Origin of the sequence: Fannyhessea vaginae DSM 15829, assembly GCF_000159235.2 — a bacterium.
GTDB classification, from domain to species: Bacteria; Actinomycetota; Coriobacteriia; order Coriobacteriales; family Atopobiaceae; genus Fannyhessea; species Fannyhessea vaginae.
Genome location: NZ_ACGK02000001.1, coordinates 552,154 through 570,222, shown reverse-complemented (window position 1 = coordinate 570,222; position 18,069 = coordinate 552,154). Strand labels below are relative to the sequence as shown.

The window sequence follows — 18,069 nt, the reverse complement described above, 5'->3', positions numbered from 1 at the left end:
ACCTGTTTAGAATAAGAAAAGCGTGCAAGACTTTTGTCTTTTCTTAAGTAACTTGTAATAAGTATAACCGAACATATGTTTGCTTGCACAACAAAGATACATAACCCCAGGATTAAAAAATCCATTCACTTAAATCACACAATGCTTACATCAATGCTTACCTATAAGAAAGCCCCTGGGTAAACCAGAGGCATATTGGTGCACCTATAGTATGGAGCGCATTATGGGCACGCACTACAGGCACACACTATGAGCGTTGTAAGCGTGCGGTACAAAAAAACATGCATTACAAACGCATTACAGGCTCGTTATGCTGCACATTACTCTTTCTTAAGCGCCTTAAATAGACCATGTTTGCGCTCTTCGTGATCTTCTTCGGTAATGCGCAATGGTTGTTCGGTTCCTTCTACTGCCTCTTTAGTAACAACAACCTTTACAATAGAGAGATCAGAAGGCAAATCGAACATGGTATTTTGCAGTGTCGCTTCGCATATTGCACGAAGACCACGAGCGCCTGTGTTGCGCTTAAGCGCAAGAGATGCAATCTCGCGAAGAGCTTCATCTTTAAATTCAAGTTCAACGCCTTCAATTTCAAACATGCGCTTGTATTGTTTAACGATTGCATTTTTTGGTTCAATCAAAATCTTAACAAGATCATCTTCCGTAAGCTCTTTAGTAGTGGTAATAACTGGAATTCTACCAATAAACTCAGGGATAATACCAAATTTATGCAAATCTTGAGGCATAACTTTACTCATAAGCTCATCTTGGTTGTCATCAACCTTACGCGCAAGCTGCGCATTAAAACCAATACCCTTTTCTCCAATACGATCAGCAACAATTTTGTCCAATCCAACAAATGCACCACCGCAGATAAAGAGAATGTTTTGCGTGTTAATATGAATGAGCTCTTGACTAGGATGCTTTCTGCCCCCTTGTGGAGGAACACTTGCATTGGTGCCTTCCAAAATTTTAAGAAGCGCTTGTTGTACACCTTCACCCGATACATCGCGTGTAATAGAGAGGTTTTCTGCTTTACGAGCAATTTTGTCGATCTCGTCGATATATACAATACCCACTTCTGCGCGCGCAACGTCACCATCAGCGGCAGTAATGAGCTTAAGCAGAATGTTTTCGACGTCTTCGCCAACATAACCAGCTTCGGTAAGCGTTGTCGCATCGGCAATTGCAAAAGGAACTTCCAAAAAACGCGCAAGGGTTTGTGCAAGTAAAGTTTTACCTGTACCCGTTGGACCAAGCAACAAAATGTTGCTCTTGGCAAGCTCTACTTCCTCTGGTTTAGCATCATCGTTGCGATTAATGTCTTCATCAATAGAGGCATCGTTAGTCATAACACGACGATAGTGATTGTACACGGCAACGCTCATAGCACGTTTTGCCGCCTCTTGCCCCATCACGTATTGAGACAGTTCATCATAAATTTCGTGAGGAGTGGGAAGATTATTAAGCTTCAGACCTGGATCTTTAGGCTTTTGAGTGTCCTCTTGCGGAGTCAGCCGTGCATTTGGGTTATCTGAGTAATTCTGCTCACTTTTTGAAAGTATATCGCAGCACTCGGCAATACACTCATCACATATAAAAACACCGTCGGGTCCTTGAATAAGTTTATTGGCTTGAGCACGAGTTTTACCGCAAAATGAACAAATGAAACCTTGTTCACCAGAATGCAATGCCATACAGACTCCTTACCTGCCTTAGATGTTATACGACCAAAATGTTAATAGGTATATTTGCTGCTAAGTTGTCACACAAACTATTCGCGATCTCACGCGTGCAAACCTATTCTGCTTGTTCAGCACGCGATGTAATGACCTTATCAACCAAACCATAATCACATGCTTCTTTCGCACGCATATAGTTATCACGTTCGGTATCTTGGTTGATTTTTTCAACCGTTTGACCTGTATATTGAGCCAAAAGTTCGTTCATGTGATTACGTATCCACTTAGTTTCATCTGCCACGATTTGAATATCAGTTTGCTGCCCTTGTGCACCCGAGCTTGGTTGATGAATCATAACCATAGAATTAGGAAGACACATGCGCTTGCCTTTTGCACCAGCTGCAAGTAAAACAGACGCCATAGAAGCCGCCATACCAACACAGATAGTAGAAACGTCGGGCTTAATAAAGTTCATGGTGTCTAAAATACCCAGTCCAGCGTATACCTCACCACCAGGGGAATCAATATACAGCGCGATATCCTTATCAGGATCTTGACTTTCTAGATGAAGCAGCTGTGCAATAACCAAATTAGCTGAATCACGAGTGATAGCTTCACCCAAAAACACAATACGGTCGTTTAACAGACGAGAAAATATATCATAGCTGCGCTCACCGCGAGGCGTTTGTTCGACAACATATGGAATAAGCGGTGTTGCTGTTGGAGTAATCATACATTCCCTTCCGGTTGAAAAATGCGCTTCGAGACGAAGACCCGAAGCGCAAAGCGTACGCCAATAAGAACAAGATATTACGCAATCCTCATGCTATATTTGTTGTTATATAGCATAATCTACATACACATAAACAAACTCTTTATTCTTAGTTGCTCTACGTAGTTTACTTTTCAGTCTTAGCAGTCTTTTTTTCGGCACCTTTTGAAGATGCTTTATCAGCAGACTTTTTAGAAGTTTTCTTAGGTGCTTTTGCCTTTTTTTCTGCATCTTTGTTTGCTTGAGCAACCTCATCAACAACTTCTACGCTTGCATTCTCAACAAGCCACTTAACAGCCTTGCTTCTACGGATGGATTCACGAATTGCAGGCATTTGACCGTTTTTCTTGAATTGAGCCATCTGCTTTTTATAATCTTTTCCAACGCTTTTGAACTCTTCTTCTACATCAGCTTCGGTTGCCTCCAAATTAAGCTTATTGGCAATGGCGTTAAGTGCTAAAGACTGACGAGCGCGCTCTTGTGCCTGTACGTGAAGATCTGCTAAGAAGTCATCAGACTTGATACCACGTGAAGCAAGATACATATCAAGTGTTGCACCTTGACGTTGCAGCTGGCTTAAGAACTCGTTGGCAAGCTCAGAAAATACTTGCTTTTGATAATCTTCAGGGACCTCATCAAGTTTGAGATGTTCACCCATAGCCTCTACAACACGATCTTCTTTAAGAGAAGGTAAGGAGGTTTTCTTATCGTTTTCGATCTCTTCTTTAATAGCATCGCGAAGCTTCTCAACGGTATCAAAGCCCATTGATTTTTTAGCAAACTCATCGGTAAGCTCGGGTTTCACAGCACGCTTAAGAGTTTTAAGCGTAACGTTTACCTTAACAGGAGTTTCTTTTTTGTCCTCTTTACGAACCCAAGAGATCTCTTTGCTTTCATCAAGCTTCATACCAGTAACGCCTTGGGCAAACTCTTGAGGAATATACGGACTATCAAGGACAAATTGACGTGCTGAACCTTCAAACTCTGGAAGACCTTCGATGTTTTTAACATCTAATACAACAACGCTCGACTCAGTTGCTTGCTTGGCATCCTTATCCTCTTCGTAAGTTGTGTTATACGATAACAGCTGGTCAATTTGACGATCGATCTCGGCGTCAGTTGCATGCTCTGGAGGCATAGTAATAGAAGGAGCGTCATAGGTATCAAGCTCGCACACAGGAGGAACGCTCACAAGAGCCTCTACTGTAAAGTCTTTATGCTCTTCTACCAATTTTGGATCTTCGCCGTAATCAGGCTTGCTGATGGCAACAATATCAAGCTCATCAAGCATTTGCGGTTGTACGTTTTGAATAAGATCCTCGGTTGCCTGCGCAAACACAGCTTGTTTACCAACAATACCGTTAATTACAGGACGAGGAGCACGGCCTCTTCTAAAGCCTTGAAATGCATATTTTTTTGCAATGTCTTTATATGCACCGTCAATCGCTGCGTCAACATCGGTTGCGGAGACAGTTACAGTAATTTTGACCTTATCATTTGTGGTCTTATCAGCAGTGGCAGTGATATTCAAGGTTCCTCCAGTATTCCTTATGCCTGTATGGTGTGACAGACAACTTATTTCCTATGTTGGTGCGAGCGAAAGGACTTGAACCTTCACGAGTACAATACTCACCAGATCCTAAGTCTGGCGCGTCTGCCAATTCCGCCACGCTCGCAAACTAACATACAACTTATGCATGATACCAAAGCTTACACCTTAAGGTAGACATTAATTGTATCTTTCCATAGAGTTTCTTAAAAAATATAAAATTCTATAGGTACTTTGCAAAAAACGATAGACGCCTTAAAAGCATAGTACACACCCAAGAGCATACAACGCTTACCAAAAGCAACATAAGCTGAAATACTAAAACCTGAAACGTATCTGCTTGCTCAAAAAAACTTGTCTGACGCAGTGCCACATAACGAACAATAGCTTGAATCCAAACAACATGAAGCACGTAGATTCCAAAACTATATGATGCAAAAAATCGAATGAGCGCTGTAAACCTCTGACACCAGAGGCTTTGTATGTTTGCATGTTGGCAAACGCGTTGTGCAAATGCCTTTGCGGCAATGCAAATCCCTGCACTATACACAAACATCAAGCTACTTTGAGGCATAAAGAACATATCATAGTCATACACAAACAAAACAACCATGCCAACTGCCGAGACAAGTGCGCCAACATAATAAAGTACTCGATTATCATTTTCTTCAAAAAACAGATAGTACCCTGCTACAAAATAGAGCAATTCATAGCTCAAAGGCATATATGAAATGATGTCGATTTGAGTGATTGAAGCAATATTGGGCAATACCATAAGCGTAATCCACATTACCATAAGTGCCCATTTATGTTGTTTTGGGCTTGTAGCCTGCAAAACAATACGTAATGGCATAACAAGTGCATATAAACCTATGAGTTTGTACAAAAACCAAAGATGATCCCAGCTTTGACCTGTAAGAGTTTTTAGAATTGCTTGCATGATCAAATCCACAGGAGAAGTAAACCCCGTTGCGGCTACTTTAATCATGCTAAAGCACAGACCAATCGTAGATAAAATTGCTACAAGGCGCACAATATGATGAACAACTTTTTTTGAAGTAACGTAGCGTTGCGGGTGCAGCATTAAAGCACCCGAGATCATAAAAAATAGTGGCACTGCCCAACGAAAAAGGATGACCGCAGCCCCCGATTCAACCATCATAAGGGCTTGTGTGCTTGACGAAAGTGTAGAGAGATTTGCAATTGAAATAATACAATGCAAAGCAACAACTGCAAACGCAGCCAAAACACGCAGCACATCAAAATACAGAACATGACCAAATGTGTTTGCGCGCGTGTTTTGCGCAAGCGTGGACGATGAAAGCAACGCTCGGGCGTACTCAGTTTTTTCTCGATGAGAACTTGGCATACACATAGGTTCTATTTATGTGACGCAAGAAAAGACTGAACTTCGTCGAATGTAGGCATAGCATCTTGCGCGCCTAATTTTGTTACACAAAGCGCAGAAGTTGCCATCGCGATTTCCATAGTTGTATCAAAAGAATTATCATATGACAAACACGCAGCTACTGCACCTAAAAATGCGTCACCTGCTGCTGTAGTATCAATACAGGTAACTTCAAATGCAGGGCGTACAACAACTTCATCAGCCGTTTTTGCAACAGCACCTTGAGCTCCAAGTGTCAGAATTGTTTGTTTAACACCTTTTTGAGCAAAAAAATTAAGCGCGGACAGACGATCTTCTTCACTGTTAGGCTGAATACCAGAAAGCGTTGCGCACTCAGCCTCATTGAGACACAACAAATCAATAGTTTTATACATATCGTCATCTATAGGGAGCGCAGGAGAAGGATTACAGATGGTAAACAACCCTTTTTTGCGGGCATATGCCAAAGAGGCCTTTACAACCTCGGGCAAGCATTCAAACTGCGTTAAGAAAATATCCCCTGGTTGTGCAAGCGTGTCGAGCGTATCTTGTACCTCGTCAAACGTAACACAAACATTCGCGCCAGGATCTACCACAATGCGGTTATCATCTTTTGACCGCAATATAAGCGCGCTACCAGTAGCAACATCGCTGCTGGTCCGAATTCTTGAAGTACGTACGCCATATTCTTCTAATCCAGCAATCCGAACAGATCCTAAGCGATCGCTACCCACTTTACCAACCATGTATGTTTTTGCACCGAGGCGAGCAGATGTAACTGCCTGGTTGGCACCTTTTCCACCACCTGAAAGCACAAAGGTACTTCCAAGTACTGTTTCGCCTTGTTCTGGCATACGAGTGCAGCTTACTGACATATCGGTGTTGATACTTCCAAAAACAATAACGTTATGCATATAATTTACACCTGCCCCTGTTATTTCATTTCTGCTTAGCACCTCAAAAACACGTACATCTTGTTCTTAGCATACGTGAATATTTTAATAGTGTCTTATTATATCTCTTAGTGATAGTTGCGTAGCGTCAGTTGTATAAAATATTCCAGATTTTTTAACTATTCACGAACACCGTGCTTCATGAGCCTTTGGTACATAAAGTCATTAGCCTGAAGCTCTATCGTATCGTCTAGCGGCTCAAGCTCTTGACAAATACCACGACGCACACACGCAGTACGCAAAAGAAAGTCGGCAACACCGGGATTTTTTGGGAAAAGTGGCCCGTGAATATAGGTTCCTAAAACATGCTTATATAAGCAGCCCTCATATCCAGTTTCGCCATCATTTCCATGCCCGTATTCTACCACGCCCAAAGGCGTAATATCACCAGCTAAATGCGTTCTTCCCCCGTGATTTTCGTATCCAACTATGGGGTGTGGGCATATAGAACTTTTGATTGCAATATTGCCGATAAGGCGCGGTGTTCCGCGATCGGTATATAAATCAACAAGTGAGAGTCCTTTGATTTTTTCGTCATCAAGCAAGTAATAATGTCCTAAAAGTTGATAACCACCGCACACCGCAGCTAAAACGCCACCATCTTCTACGTATGCGGCAAGCTCATCACGAAACGTTTGCAAAGCTGAACAGACAATTTTTTGTTCGCGATCCGACCCACCGCCAATAAACACTATGTCTGCAGACGAAAGTGAAATGCTATCTCCCACGTGGACTTCTACAATCTCAAATGGAATTTGACGCTGTTTAAGACGATGTGCAAGCACCAGCATATTACCTGAATCTCCATAGAGATTAAGCAGTTCGGGGTACATATGTACAATACGTAACGTTTGCATAAATACACGCTTTCTATCGTAAAAACTGAGCGTCTAAAGTTAGAGCGCAAGAAGCACGCGCGAAACTACTGCGCAGTACAGAGCTGCTCCAAACGCGCTTTAACAGGCCAAAGAGCAGAATAATTAGTAAGAACATAAAGAACTCTATTAGGATAGTGCTTAGAAATAGTAGCTAATACTTCATCTATTGACGTTGTGCATTCAGACGAAAAGCCTGCATATTTAAGACGAACTTGCATATCATGACGACGCGTACCGCCGCACAAAAGTACAGGCTTATCCTCGGAGGAGAACCGTTCAAAGTCAACATCCCACAGCCACGATACATCTTTTCCATCGTTATAATTATCGTTTATGCAGATATAAATAACTTTCTGGCGCGGGTCTTCTTGCAACAGAGAAATGTTTTGATTAAAACCCGTTGGATTTTTTGCAAGATTTAAAACAAGAGGAATTCCTTGATAGGTAAAGTGCTGTAATCGACCATTTTGGGGATGATATGCATTAAGCACCTTTAAGAAAGCTACATCGGAAATACCTGTCTCGTGCGCAATATAATAAGCTGCAAGAAGGTTGTATACCATATACAAACCACCAAACGACGCAGAAATTTGAGCCGAATGTTGATTGATGTGCGCACAAAACTTAACACTGTTTTGTTCAAGCTGAATATCGTCTGCATAACATTTCAGCTGCGGACGCGCAAACGAGCAGTTAGGACAGCTAAACGCGCCAAGTTGTGCATAACTACGATAGGTATACGTAAGCTCTGTTCCACACAACTGGCAAAAACGAGCCTCGGGAACACGATCAGCAGCTCGGTGTAAATCTTGGTTGATACCAAAGTACACAACGTTAATATGCAGACGTTGCGCAGACTGAGCCACGCCTACCGTAAGAGGATCATCACCACAAACAACAAGCGTTGTAGAAGGCGACGCTTCAAGCGCACGAACGATAGTTTGCTGGACGCGTTCTATTTCGCCACAGCGGTCAAGCTGATCACGAAACAAATTAAGCAATACAAAAAACTGCGGTTTAACTGCAGGAACAATGTTGATAGAAGAAAGCTCATCCGACTCTAATACGCAAGCAGCACCGCTGGTGGCGTCCAAAAGCGCGCTTGCTATGCCTGCTGGCATATTTGCTCCTGCTCGATTACAAACTACCTGCGAAAAAGAAGAATCAAACGATGAGGCAATAATATTAGTTGTGGTTGTTTTGCCATTAGTTCCGCATACAACAACCGTATGCTTACCAAAAAGACGCGCTTTATGTGCTAGAAAATTTTTATCAATGCCAAGCGCTACCCTACCTGGAAGCTGAGAGGCTTTTCGATGAAATAGACGTCGTAACAATGTGCGAGCGCTGCGCGCACACAACGTGGCAAAATAAGTCTGTAACACGTATAACTACCTCTTTATAATCATTAAAACGATATTCACACATTGCTGTGCTGGCGTTAAAACTAAAAACTGATTCGCAAGGCGCGCACAAACAAACACACATGTGACATTGCTTCACGCCTTCAACAATTTATGCCGATATATGCTTTTCTTCATCGCTGTTTAACGTTAGTGCATGCTCTTTTGTCATATCTTGAGCCTCGTATTCTTCAGGTGTTAGAACATCTTCGATACGAAGATTTACTCCAGCAACGCTCAGCCCTGTCATTTCCATAACTTTACTAACAACTGCCTCTTTAACATCCTCAAATACCTGTGGTGCATACGCGCCGTATTTAATGAGAACCGAGATATTAACTCGTACCGATGCATCATGAGTAACTTCAACAGTAACGCCCTTACGCGCGTCTGACGCACCTAACACATCTTGCACGCGATTAAACCAACTACCTTTCATGCCTACAACGTCTTTTACGTCACGCATTGCAATCGCGACAATTTTCTCGATAACGCCATTTGAAAATGTTAGCGAATCTTGAGTATCATCTTCAACATCGTCGGTTAACTCAGCGCCATCGTCGGAGGTAACCTCGCTCGTTTCTGCAGGTGTTACTGCATGAATGTTGTTTGTATAAGCTTCATTTGTACGAGGCGTACCAGAAGTACCCTCTTCAGCACTTTTCTGAGTATCGAGAACATCCTGTGAAGTGGCAAAGGTATCGACCTTTTGATTTCCCAATGTATCAACTGTATCTTCAGACGTTTTATCTGCCGAATTTTGAGCCAAAGGATGATCGGTAAACTCAACGTTTAATGTAGGCGATACGTCTTGGGTACTTGTATCAAGACACGCAGATTTTTGATCTTTCATGATATGAGTCCTTTCGTACAGGTAAAACAGGGTGTAAGCTTAATTTCTGTTATCTTTGAATAACTTTTGAACAAGAGACAAAATCTTGGGATTTCCGTCGACATATTGACCAATTGCAATACCTAAAGCAATGCAAAAACCTATTAAAAGTGTACGAAATAGACCAATAGAAAAAATAAGCAATGCAACAAGAAGACCAACAGCAGCTCCTATACATGCATGCTCACGACCTTTAACATAAGCAGCGCATACGCGCGTAAACTCATTAAACGTTGCGTTTTCCACCGTAGGTGCACCATGTGTTGAAGCGTCTTGAGTAGAAGTATTAGTATGGTCATTTGCCTGCGCTTTATCTACAGATACATCAACGCGTGCAGACACTTCTTTTTGGTCGTGTACGTTTTGGGCGTGGGCAGCTTCATCAACAATCGTTGTTCGACTTTCATTCTTTTTCATGATTTATTGCCTTTCACGCTGAACAGACGTTGTTAAAGACGACGAAGATGAAGCAGCACGCTCATCTTTTGACGTCTGTAAACCTGTTGTAGGATGAGATGTAACCGTAGTGCTTTGAGATACTATCGTGGTGCTTTTACGTGCTTGATCTTGTGAACTTTTTGAACCAAAATTCTGCGAAGGAACATCATCTGAATTAGAAGAAGTATCAGAAGCTCCGTAATGCGAAATAGGAACGGTAATACCCGATGATTTATGCAGCAACTTGGTATGTAGAGGGCGCTGCACATCGGCAGATACCGTAAAAGTATCTGCACCGTCCAATGTATGAGGAAGATCAGTGGAATCTACATCAGTATCAGTCACATTTGACAAAGGTTCGGTTGATACAGGCGCCACAAGGTCCTCATCACTCACCGAGATATAATTCTTTGCTTGAGCAAATTCTAAGTTAACAGCATCTATATGATTTCCAACAATAACCGAAAGTCCTGCATAGAGCTTGCTTTTAAGCTCATCTGATGCCGTAAGCAAATCTTCGGTTTCTTCGGGCTGAATACGCGCATTTACACGAATATGACCGTATTTAGCTGATTTTACGTAAAGCCGAACCACACAAAAACGCCCGTCTTCTTCGATCACATGTTTTGCTTGAGACTCTATAGCACGAAGCGATACGGTAATTTTGTTGTCTTTAGCTTTGGAAATAATAACCACTTTACGATTACGTGTAAAAATAGCACGCAAAAGCATAATAACACAGCCAAAAACTATGATAAACGGAGCAATTTTCATGAATTGCTGGACAAAAGACAGTCTAAACACATAGAGAACATATGTTGACGTAACATCATAAGAGGCAGCAAGCCACGAACCAAAAAAGAATATGCCTGTCAATGCATATATCAGCATGCATAATCGCTTAAAAATTCCCATACAAGCCCCTTTACACTCTTATTGATGCGTGAACACCGTGTACTCGTAATAGTTTAACAAAAATCCTACCTGAACAGTAACATTCACGTAGGATTTTATACCATAATTTTACGTACCAAATAATCTCAATGCAGCCATCGCAGCCGAAATAAAACGATCAAACTTTTATTCTTCTGCCTCAAGTTCAGCTAAAACTTCGTCGGAAACACACATAGCAGCGTAAACGTTTTGTACGTCATCTAACTCTTCCAAGCGATCTACAAGGCGTTCAACTTTTTTAGCGTCAGCAGCATTTAAGTCGGTGGGGTTATTGGCAACCATAGTAAGCTCGCTACCTTTTACCTCAATACCTTGTTCTTTAAGAGAAGCTTCAACCGATTGCATTTTATCGTAAGCGGTATAGATGAGCCATTCTTCTCCCTCATCTTTGTAATCTTCTCCACCTGCCTCAGCAACGGCCATCATAAGCTCGTCCTCATCGGAACAAGCCTCTTTAGTTACTGCGATAGAACCTTTGCGCTCAAATTGGAATGCAACAGAACCTGAGGTACCAAGATTGCCGCCAGCATGAGTAAACGCAGAACGAACATCAGCAGCTGTACGATTAAGGTTATCGGTAAGGCACTCAACATAAAGTGCAACACCTGCAGGACCATAGCCTTCGTAGGTGACTTCTTTATAAACTACAGCATCGGCACCAGTACCAAACGCTTTATCAATAGCAGCCTGAATACGAGCATTAGGCATAGAAACCATACGAGCACGTGCAACAGCGGCAGCAAGAGCTGCGTTATTCTCAGGATTTGGATCTCCACCATTTCTTGCAGCAACGGTAATATTACGCGAGTGCTTGGAGAAAAGCGCCGAGCGTTTTGCGTCGATAGCTGCTTTTTTATGCTTAGTGGTAGCCCACTTTGAATGTCCAGACATGCACGTCTCCTTTAATAAATTGCATAGAAATCAGTGTGTACGTGTTTGACGTACTTATACATAATAGACCTAAGTTGAAAACATGAAAAGTATTCAATCTAGATTTCATTATTAAACAAGATTTTATGAAATTTGCTTATGGCAATCGTAAGGTTTTGTTTCTTTAGTATCTAGAGTAACTTAGCATACGCCTTCGATTGGAACTATCCGGAAATTCCGGATAGTTGTATTCTCTTCAAAGCCAGAATCAGATATTTTTACGCATTAAAATGTTCACATTTTCGCTGGTAGAATAGGATAAAAAGGAAGAAAAAAGATGGTGGAGATGAAGGGAGTCGAACCCTCGGCCTCTGCCTTGCGGAGGCAGCGCTCTCCCAACTGAGCTACATCCCCATGCCGCATACACTGAGCACAAACATGTTTGCGCGCGTTTGAATGTGCACAAACCCCATTGGAGCTTAGTACGTTGTACATTTTTACAGGAATAGACGCTCCTGTCAATAATTGTACGCGTATGCCAAAAAGAACCATAATCAAAATAAGTTGTTATAACCACAAAATCTAAGATGGAATCATCACTTAGTACATACGCAGCGTAATTAAATAAATAAAATTGTTACATTCCCTATAACAATTCTCATTTATTCAGTTTATTTTCAAAAATAAGGTACTATATTTTTTATACAAGTGTTTCAGATTTTAGCATTGAAAGGATAGATCTATGAAACATAGAATCACCCCCCCCCCTGTGGATAATAGGTGCTCTCTTTATTGCACTGAGCGCATTTGTGAGTCTGCCGATTTCGGTATTTTTTACACAATCAGCACTCGCAGACCAAGTTATTCCTAACGAAGGAGACGACGGCAACGCACATTGGGCATGGGACGAAACCACTAAAACAATTACCGTTACCGCTAAAGATGACACTGATGGTGTGATGACTAAAAAGAGTTACCCAGTGCGTCTTAAAGCTGGTGGTTTTTCTAATTCTTCATCGCTTGATTATGGATGGCGCGTCTATCATCTTCCCGAAGCTGAACACATCAAATTTGTACAAAATGCACAAGGTACTCCTGTTACTGTTAAAGTAACAAATAACAATCAAACAGAATTCCAAAAGTTTTTTGGTGACGCTAAAAATGATGAAAACAAACGTACCGAAAACTATTGCAGAGCTGTAAATCTTAAAACAGCTGATCTTACCGCACTTAAGTGCGATGTTTCAAATATGCCAGCTGACGTTCTATTAGATTACGGAAGATTTTTTGGTCGTTGCCATAAACTCGAAGAAGTTATTTTAAGCAATAATACGTTTGGAAATGATCACAAGAAAAATTTTCAAAAACTCTTTGCAGATTGTAACAACCTTAAGCACATCTATGGTGCTACTTACGATAAACAAAGCAATTCATGGACGATCGACAAATCAGAAGACACCAGCGGTGTAAAATACCTCAATGATACTAATGCATTAAGCACGGAATATATGTTTATGAATTGTACATCGCTTACCTCATTTAATGCGTCGCTTTTCCCCAATAAATTAAAGTCGCCCATCTATACGTATTATATGTTTAAGGATTGTATCGGGCTGACAGAACTTAAACTTACAGGTGTTACCTGCGAAAACTCAACAGACATGGAAGCAATGTTTGCGAATTGCAGCCAAGTTCCCACTTTTGATCTCTCATCGTTCAATACAGCAAAATGCACATGTATGAAATGGACGTTCTTCCACTGTGGCACTACAAAAGAACTTGACTTATCAAGCTTTGATACCTCTAACGTTACCGATATGGCAGGCATGTTCCAGCATTCAAATTGTCTTGAGAAAATTATTCTCTCAAAGAAATTTAACACCAGCAAGGTCAAAACTATGGAAAGCATGTTTTCTGGCGTTATGGATGAAAGCCCCAGTGCTCCCAACGCAGGAAATTTTGTACTCAAAGAACTTGATGTATCAAACTTTGATACAACTAACTGCGAAAACTTTAATAATATGTTCTCGGGTCTGCGTGCACTTGAAACGCTTAAACTTGGCGACAACTTTGCCACAAATGGTGAGCGTCAAGCAATGAAAGATACGTTTGCAGGCGATACAGCTCTTAAAGAATTAACCGTTGGTAAACCATTTGAATTCAAATATGACTGTGCGCTCCCCGAGCCAAACTTTGGTAAAGCAAAATGGACGCGTAAAGGCGCTCCTCTTGGTAGCTTTACTTGGACTTCAAAGCAACTTGTTGGTCATGATAATGTAGCAAGTATCTATGCTCCAAATGCAACAGCCGATGGAGAAAATGTCGTAATGCCTGGTACTATAGTTACTACTCCCAACCTACGGAAAATGACCTTTAATTTAGACGGTGGAACACTTGCAGATGTGGATTCATATAAACCTTGTGCTGAAAACACGTTTAAGCACGAAACACAAAAACTAGAGTGGTTAGTTCCTGAAGGTACAACAATTGCAAAGCCCACAAACCCAGTAAAAGATGGTTATACATTTGCGGGTTGGAAAGCTCGTCTGAGCAATGCCGAGAACCCCGTGCTCAGCTCATATGATCTTACATGGAAATTTGCCGATGCGGCAGATGCAGCAAGTGTAATGAATGGGGATCTTGAACTTACAGCACAGTGGAATAAAGACGCGGGAACAGGCGCAGATAACCCCGCAACAAGCGATTCAGGTACCCAAACCGATACTTCAACTGGTACTGACACGGGTACACAAACTGATAATACTGGCACAGGAACCGATACTGGTACACAAACTGAAGGGACTGGTACGGACACCGACAACCATAACGCGGCTAACAACGATAACTCTCACAATCCGACAAATGACGGAAACACCGATTATAAGAACGACAATACAAATACTGACAAAGGTGCGCAAATCGGCCAAAAAGATCTCCCCTCAACAGGTGACGATCTGTTTGGAACAGCTCCTTGGGCAGGATATGTGCTGTTATCGCTGGTACTTGGAGCATTTGGCGTATCATCCGCAGTTCGCGCATACCAGCAAAGGTAAGCTCACGCTCATAGACAAGACTTATCTATTCCTCATGCATAGCTAAATACTAAACCCACTTCAACTGTAAAAGGTACGAAGTGGGTTTATTTATACACAAGCAGGTAGTATGGATCAGAAACGCAGACAGCACGCACTCTGCGCATTGCTTTTGCGAAACGCTTACGCATGTGCCGGCTTATGCATGCACCAGCCACACCAGAGGCGCACGCAGACATATAAAAACTTTGTTCAGATGATACTGATGCTCTGTACGTGGTAAGCTTATATATTATGTTTTTTAAGCTCCATAAGAATGAATGAAAATAAAGGAATATCAATGGCAATTCAATACGAACAAGCACATTTTGAAGCGGCATATGGAACAGCTCAACAATTACCTGCCTCTACAACGCCCGAAATCATTTTTTGTGGAAGGTCAAATGTTGGCAAGTCATCGCTCATCAATAAATTGCTCAAACGCAAAGCGCTTGCACGCACCAGCAGTCAGCCTGGTAAAACGGCAAACATTAACTTTTTTAATGTTGACGGCATTCGTTTTGTAGATTTGCCCGGATACGGGTTTGCAAAGGTTTCAAAAGCAGAACGTGAGCGTTGGTCAAGCCTGATCAGCGGCTATTTTGAGGATAATCGAAGCTTTAATTTAGTCATATGTTTGATAGATATACGAATCGATGCGCAGCAGCTTGATAAAGACATGCTTACCTATGTTATACACGAAGAACTCCCCTACGTTGTGGCTTTTACCAAAGCAGACAAGCTTACACACTCTAAGGCTTTAGCTGCTCGAACAAAGCTCTGCAAGGCACTAGAAGTTCCTCAAGATAAAACCATCATTACATCGGCAGAAACAGGAGAAGGTATGGCAGATCTTAGACGCTGTATCGAAGAACATGCGCTGAGCTAATAAACAGGTTATGCAAAACGGGTGCAAAAAATTATAGGTAAGGACACGATGAATACCATGTCAACAACAAACAAAGATAGCAAAGCTGACAATGTGCAAGACATGCAACACAAAACTATAGATATACACGCTATAGATGCGCAGGAAAATAGCGCCAGCGATACGCGATCAGATGAAGTTTTTCGCACAGAAGAAAAGCATCTGCACGACGTGTATGCCAAACTCGTCCAAGAGAAAAAGACCTTAGAAGCGCAGATGATTAAAGCGCACGAACGCGCGCAAAAAGATCTTAAAGAAATGTCAAGCGAAGTCCGCCAAAACTTTGGCTCGGATGACGAGGCAATGGAAACGTATGCTGCAATTGAAACTCTTAACGCTGTTATAGACGTTTACAATCAAAAACACGATTTTGACGCGGATCGTCTTAAACGCATTGATACCCTTTTGTTGCAGCCATATTTTGCCAAAGTTGTTTTGCAAATGCGAGCTGGACGTCCGCCACAAAGCGTGTATATTGGAGCCGCTGGCATTACCGATGAGCACCGCATTCCTTTGGTTGTGGACTGGCGAAGTCCCATTGCGCAAACCTACTATAATCAAGAAAATGGGCTGATTACATACGAAGTTAATGGTAAAAAACGCCAAGTGACACTTAGTTTGCGCCGACAATTTGATATTGTACGCGATTGTTTGCGTGCATATTTTGATTCGGACATCGCTATTGAGGACGCTCTCTTGAAGCAAGCACTTGCTCGTCGTCACTCAGAAAAGCTTCAGGCAATTACTGCCACGATTCAGCGCGAACAAAACAAAATTATTCGTTACAAAGATGTGGAGGCTCTGCTTATTGATGGTATTGCAGGATCGGGTAAAACTTCGGTTTTGCTGCAGCGCATAGCTTATCTGCTCTACCAGCAAAAGGATACACTCAGCAGTAAGGATATTTACTTTTTTGCGCCCAATGATGTTTTTGCTCAATATATTAATATGGTTTTGCCTCAGCTAGGAGAACAGAATCCACAAACATTTACATGGAAATCATTTATAGCGCGTCTTGGTCTTTCTACGTATGGAAGCGGTGTGACAACCACCATCGAAGACCTGCACAATCTTGAGCACATGCTTCCACATATACAAATAAGCGATAAAGATATTCAAGAGATAAAGTGCCGCGACACCGTACTACTTAAAGTGGCAAGTATTAAATCGGCGCTCGAAAAGTTTGGGGCTATCGGATGGAATCGCAAGCGTATTGCCCTTGTCAAAGACGAGTTGCATACACGACTTGACAGACGCATTACTGCACTGGCTCAAACGGAAGATTTTCAAGACGCGCTTTGTGAACTTGACGTAGAGCAGCAAATGCAAATTTTTAACGCGGTTATCGCTCCGCAAACTGCAGAAGATACCTTAAAATACGCGCGTATCTACGCTCATTATTTGTATGACGAGGCACATGAGGCAATCAAATGCGTAAGTTGGCTTAATTTTGCTCATATTGCACAACACAATCTTACCCGCGAGCACCCTACATCGGTTGAAATATATTACCTCCACCTGCTGTTGTGTGATAGTACGTTTAAGGGAGCACGATTTGTAGTTATCGATGAAGTGCAAGATTACACACCAGCACAACTCTATGTGCTTACACAAACGTTTCACGGTGCGCATTTTATTTTTGCGGGAGATGAGCGACAAGCGCTCACTATCAATCGCAGTAGCTTTTCCGATATTGAGCACGTCTTAGCTCACGCCAATATTGCATACAAACACATGTTCTTGTCAACGAGTTATCGTTCCAGTAAAGAAATTACCGATTTGTTTTGGAGTATTTTTTCGGCGCGCGAAGGTACCGACATCGTATCGGTGCAGATGGAAGGCGAAAAACCGCATTTTATCAGCTGTGATGAACGTGATACCAAAGCCTATGTTGAAAGCTTACAAAAGCTGGTAGACGCGCGAGATCCACAGGAATTATGTGCCATCATTACCCGCGAAGAACGTGGCGCAAAATGGCTTGCACAGCGCTTACACGACGGAACTCACGCGATTACACGCATCACCGCAAACAGCATTTTGCCACAGCATGGCGTAGTTATCATGAACTTAAAACTTGCCAAGGGACTTGAATTTGATCACGTCATATTAGCTGACGCACAAAGCGCCAACTATCCTTGTGATACAGAAGAAAAAGAAGACGTATCGCGCAGATGCTTATACACCGCCCTATCGCGCGCGACACATCGCGTGGATATCGTGTCACAGGGAATGCTTACGCCTCTTTTGTGTAAAAATGACCAGGAATCCAAGTAGATTTTTACACAGAATCAC

Annotated in this window: 14 protein-coding genes and 2 tRNA genes; 3 read left to right on the top strand and 13 right to left on the bottom strand. The window is 42.0% G+C overall.

Going from position 1 to position 18,069, the window contains the following annotated elements; genetic code table 11:
- Nucleotides 1-320: 320 nt before the first annotated feature.
- The 13 genes from clpX to HMPREF0091_RS02430 form a co-directional block, all read right to left on the bottom strand.
- The gene (gene clpX, locus HMPREF0091_RS02490; RefSeq protein ID WP_006302669.1) at nt 321-1,697 is read right to left on the bottom strand and encodes an ATP-dependent Clp protease ATP-binding subunit ClpX; all 1,377 of its coding nucleotides are present in this window, start codon (nt 1,695-1,697) and stop codon (nt 321-323) included.
- 103 nt (nt 1,698-1,800) lie between these two features.
- Nucleotides 1,801-2,415 carry an ATP-dependent Clp protease proteolytic subunit gene (locus HMPREF0091_RS02485; protein WP_006302668.1) on the bottom strand — a complete coding sequence of 205 codons (615 nt, stop codon included), beginning with the start codon at nt 2,413-2,415 and terminating at the stop codon, nt 1,801-1,803.
- A gap of 166 nt (nt 2,416-2,581) precedes the next feature.
- On the bottom strand, nt 2,582-3,985 hold the full coding sequence (tig, locus tag HMPREF0091_RS02480; RefSeq protein WP_006302666.1) for a trigger factor: 1,404 nt from the start codon (nt 3,983-3,985) through the stop codon (nt 2,582-2,584).
- 57 nt (nt 3,986-4,042) lie between these two features.
- Nucleotides 4,043-4,130: transfer RNA gene (locus HMPREF0091_RS02475), tRNA-Leu, on the bottom strand.
- A gap of 96 nt (nt 4,131-4,226) precedes the next feature.
- Nucleotides 4,227-5,372, bottom strand: a complete 1,146-nt coding sequence (locus HMPREF0091_RS02470) for an acyltransferase (RefSeq protein WP_006302665.1) — start codon at nt 5,370-5,372, stop codon at nt 4,227-4,229.
- 11 nt (nt 5,373-5,383) lie between these two features.
- Entirely contained in the window at nt 5,384-6,304 is a 921-nt protein-coding gene (locus HMPREF0091_RS02465; RefSeq protein ID WP_006302664.1) for a ribokinase, read from the bottom strand.
- 158 nt (nt 6,305-6,462) lie between these two features.
- Nucleotides 6,463-7,200: a type 1 glutamine amidotransferase gene (locus HMPREF0091_RS02460; RefSeq protein ID WP_006302663.1), complete on the bottom strand. Its 738-nt coding sequence runs from the start codon at nt 7,198-7,200 to the stop codon at nt 6,463-6,465.
- A 65-nt stretch (nt 7,201-7,265) separates the two neighbouring features.
- Complete coding sequence (locus HMPREF0091_RS02455) at nt 7,266-8,606, bottom strand: MurT ligase domain-containing protein (RefSeq protein ID WP_006302662.1); 1,341 nt, start codon at nt 8,604-8,606, stop codon at nt 7,266-7,268.
- 130 nt (nt 8,607-8,736) lie between these two features.
- Complete coding sequence (locus HMPREF0091_RS02450) at nt 8,737-9,477, bottom strand: Asp23/Gls24 family envelope stress response protein (protein ID WP_006302661.1); 741 nt, start codon at nt 9,475-9,477, stop codon at nt 8,737-8,739.
- 39 nt (nt 9,478-9,516) lie between these two features.
- Nucleotides 9,517-9,933 (bottom strand): DUF2273 domain-containing protein, encoded by a 417-nt coding sequence (locus HMPREF0091_RS02445; RefSeq protein WP_006302660.1) that lies wholly within the window; start codon nt 9,931-9,933, stop codon nt 9,517-9,519.
- 3 nt (nt 9,934-9,936) lie between these two features.
- Complete coding sequence (amaP, locus tag HMPREF0091_RS02440) at nt 9,937-10,869, bottom strand: alkaline shock response membrane anchor protein AmaP (RefSeq protein ID WP_010241512.1); 933 nt, start codon at nt 10,867-10,869, stop codon at nt 9,937-9,939.
- A 165-nt stretch (nt 10,870-11,034) separates the two neighbouring features.
- The gene (locus tag HMPREF0091_RS02435; protein ID WP_006302658.1) at nt 11,035-11,799 is read right to left on the bottom strand and encodes a YebC/PmpR family DNA-binding transcriptional regulator; all 765 of its coding nucleotides are present in this window, start codon (nt 11,797-11,799) and stop codon (nt 11,035-11,037) included.
- A 317-nt stretch (nt 11,800-12,116) separates the two neighbouring features.
- Nucleotides 12,117-12,192 (bottom strand) — tRNA-Ala (locus tag HMPREF0091_RS02430).
- A gap of 395 nt (nt 12,193-12,587) precedes the next feature.
- Here HMPREF0091_RS02430 and HMPREF0091_RS02425 point away from each other — a divergent pair.
- The 3 genes from HMPREF0091_RS02425 (at nt 12,588) to HMPREF0091_RS02415 (ending at nt 18,051) form a co-directional block, all read left to right on the top strand.
- Nucleotides 12,588-14,831, top strand: a complete 2,244-nt coding sequence (locus HMPREF0091_RS02425; protein ID WP_006302657.1) for a BspA family leucine-rich repeat surface protein — start codon at nt 12,588-12,590, stop codon at nt 14,829-14,831.
- A gap of 319 nt (nt 14,832-15,150) precedes the next feature.
- A complete protein-coding gene (gene yihA / locus HMPREF0091_RS02420) occupies nt 15,151-15,738 on the top strand; it encodes a ribosome biogenesis GTP-binding protein YihA/YsxC (protein WP_010241516.1) in 588 nt (195 codons plus the stop codon).
- A 57-nt stretch (nt 15,739-15,795) separates the two neighbouring features.
- On the top strand, nt 15,796-18,051 hold the full coding sequence (locus tag HMPREF0091_RS02415) for a HelD family protein (protein WP_197901505.1): 2,256 nt from the start codon (nt 15,796-15,798) through the stop codon (nt 18,049-18,051).
- Nucleotides 18,052-18,069 lie beyond the last annotated feature (18 nt).

Bases quoted from the DNA above. Each gene is read 5' to 3' on its own strand.
- HMPREF0091_RS02435 (WP_006302658.1), bottom strand. From the start codon at position 11,799: ATGTCTGGACATTCAAAGTGGGCTACCACTAAGCATAAAAAAGCAGCT.
- HMPREF0091_RS02465 (WP_006302664.1), bottom strand. From the start codon at position 6,304: ATGCATAACGTTATTGTTTTTGGAAGTATCAACACCGATATGTCAGTA.
- HMPREF0091_RS02445 (WP_006302660.1), bottom strand. From the start codon at position 9,933: ATGAAAAAGAATGAAAGTCGAACAACGATTGTTGATGAAGCTGCCCAC.
- yihA (WP_010241516.1), top strand. From the start codon at position 15,151: ATGGCAATTCAATACGAACAAGCACATTTTGAAGCGGCATATGGAACA.
- HMPREF0091_RS02450 (WP_006302661.1), bottom strand. From the start codon at position 9,477: ATGAAAGATCAAAAATCTGCGTGTCTTGATACAAGTACCCAAGACGTA.
- HMPREF0091_RS02470 (WP_006302665.1), bottom strand. From the start codon at position 5,372: ATGCCAAGTTCTCATCGAGAAAAAACTGAGTACGCCCGAGCGTTGCTT.
- HMPREF0091_RS02460 (WP_006302663.1), bottom strand. From the start codon at position 7,200: ATGCAAACGTTACGTATTGTACATATGTACCCCGAACTGCTTAATCTC.
- HMPREF0091_RS02415 (WP_197901505.1), top strand. From the start codon at position 15,796: ATGTCAACAACAAACAAAGATAGCAAAGCTGACAATGTGCAAGACATG.
- HMPREF0091_RS02485 (WP_006302668.1), bottom strand. From the start codon at position 2,415: ATGATTACTCCAACAGCAACACCGCTTATTCCATATGTTGTCGAACAA.
- amaP (WP_010241512.1), bottom strand. From the start codon at position 10,869: ATGGGAATTTTTAAGCGATTATGCATGCTGATATATGCATTGACAGGC.
- clpX (WP_006302669.1), bottom strand. From the start codon at position 1,697: ATGGCATTGCATTCTGGTGAACAAGGTTTCATTTGTTCATTTTGCGGT.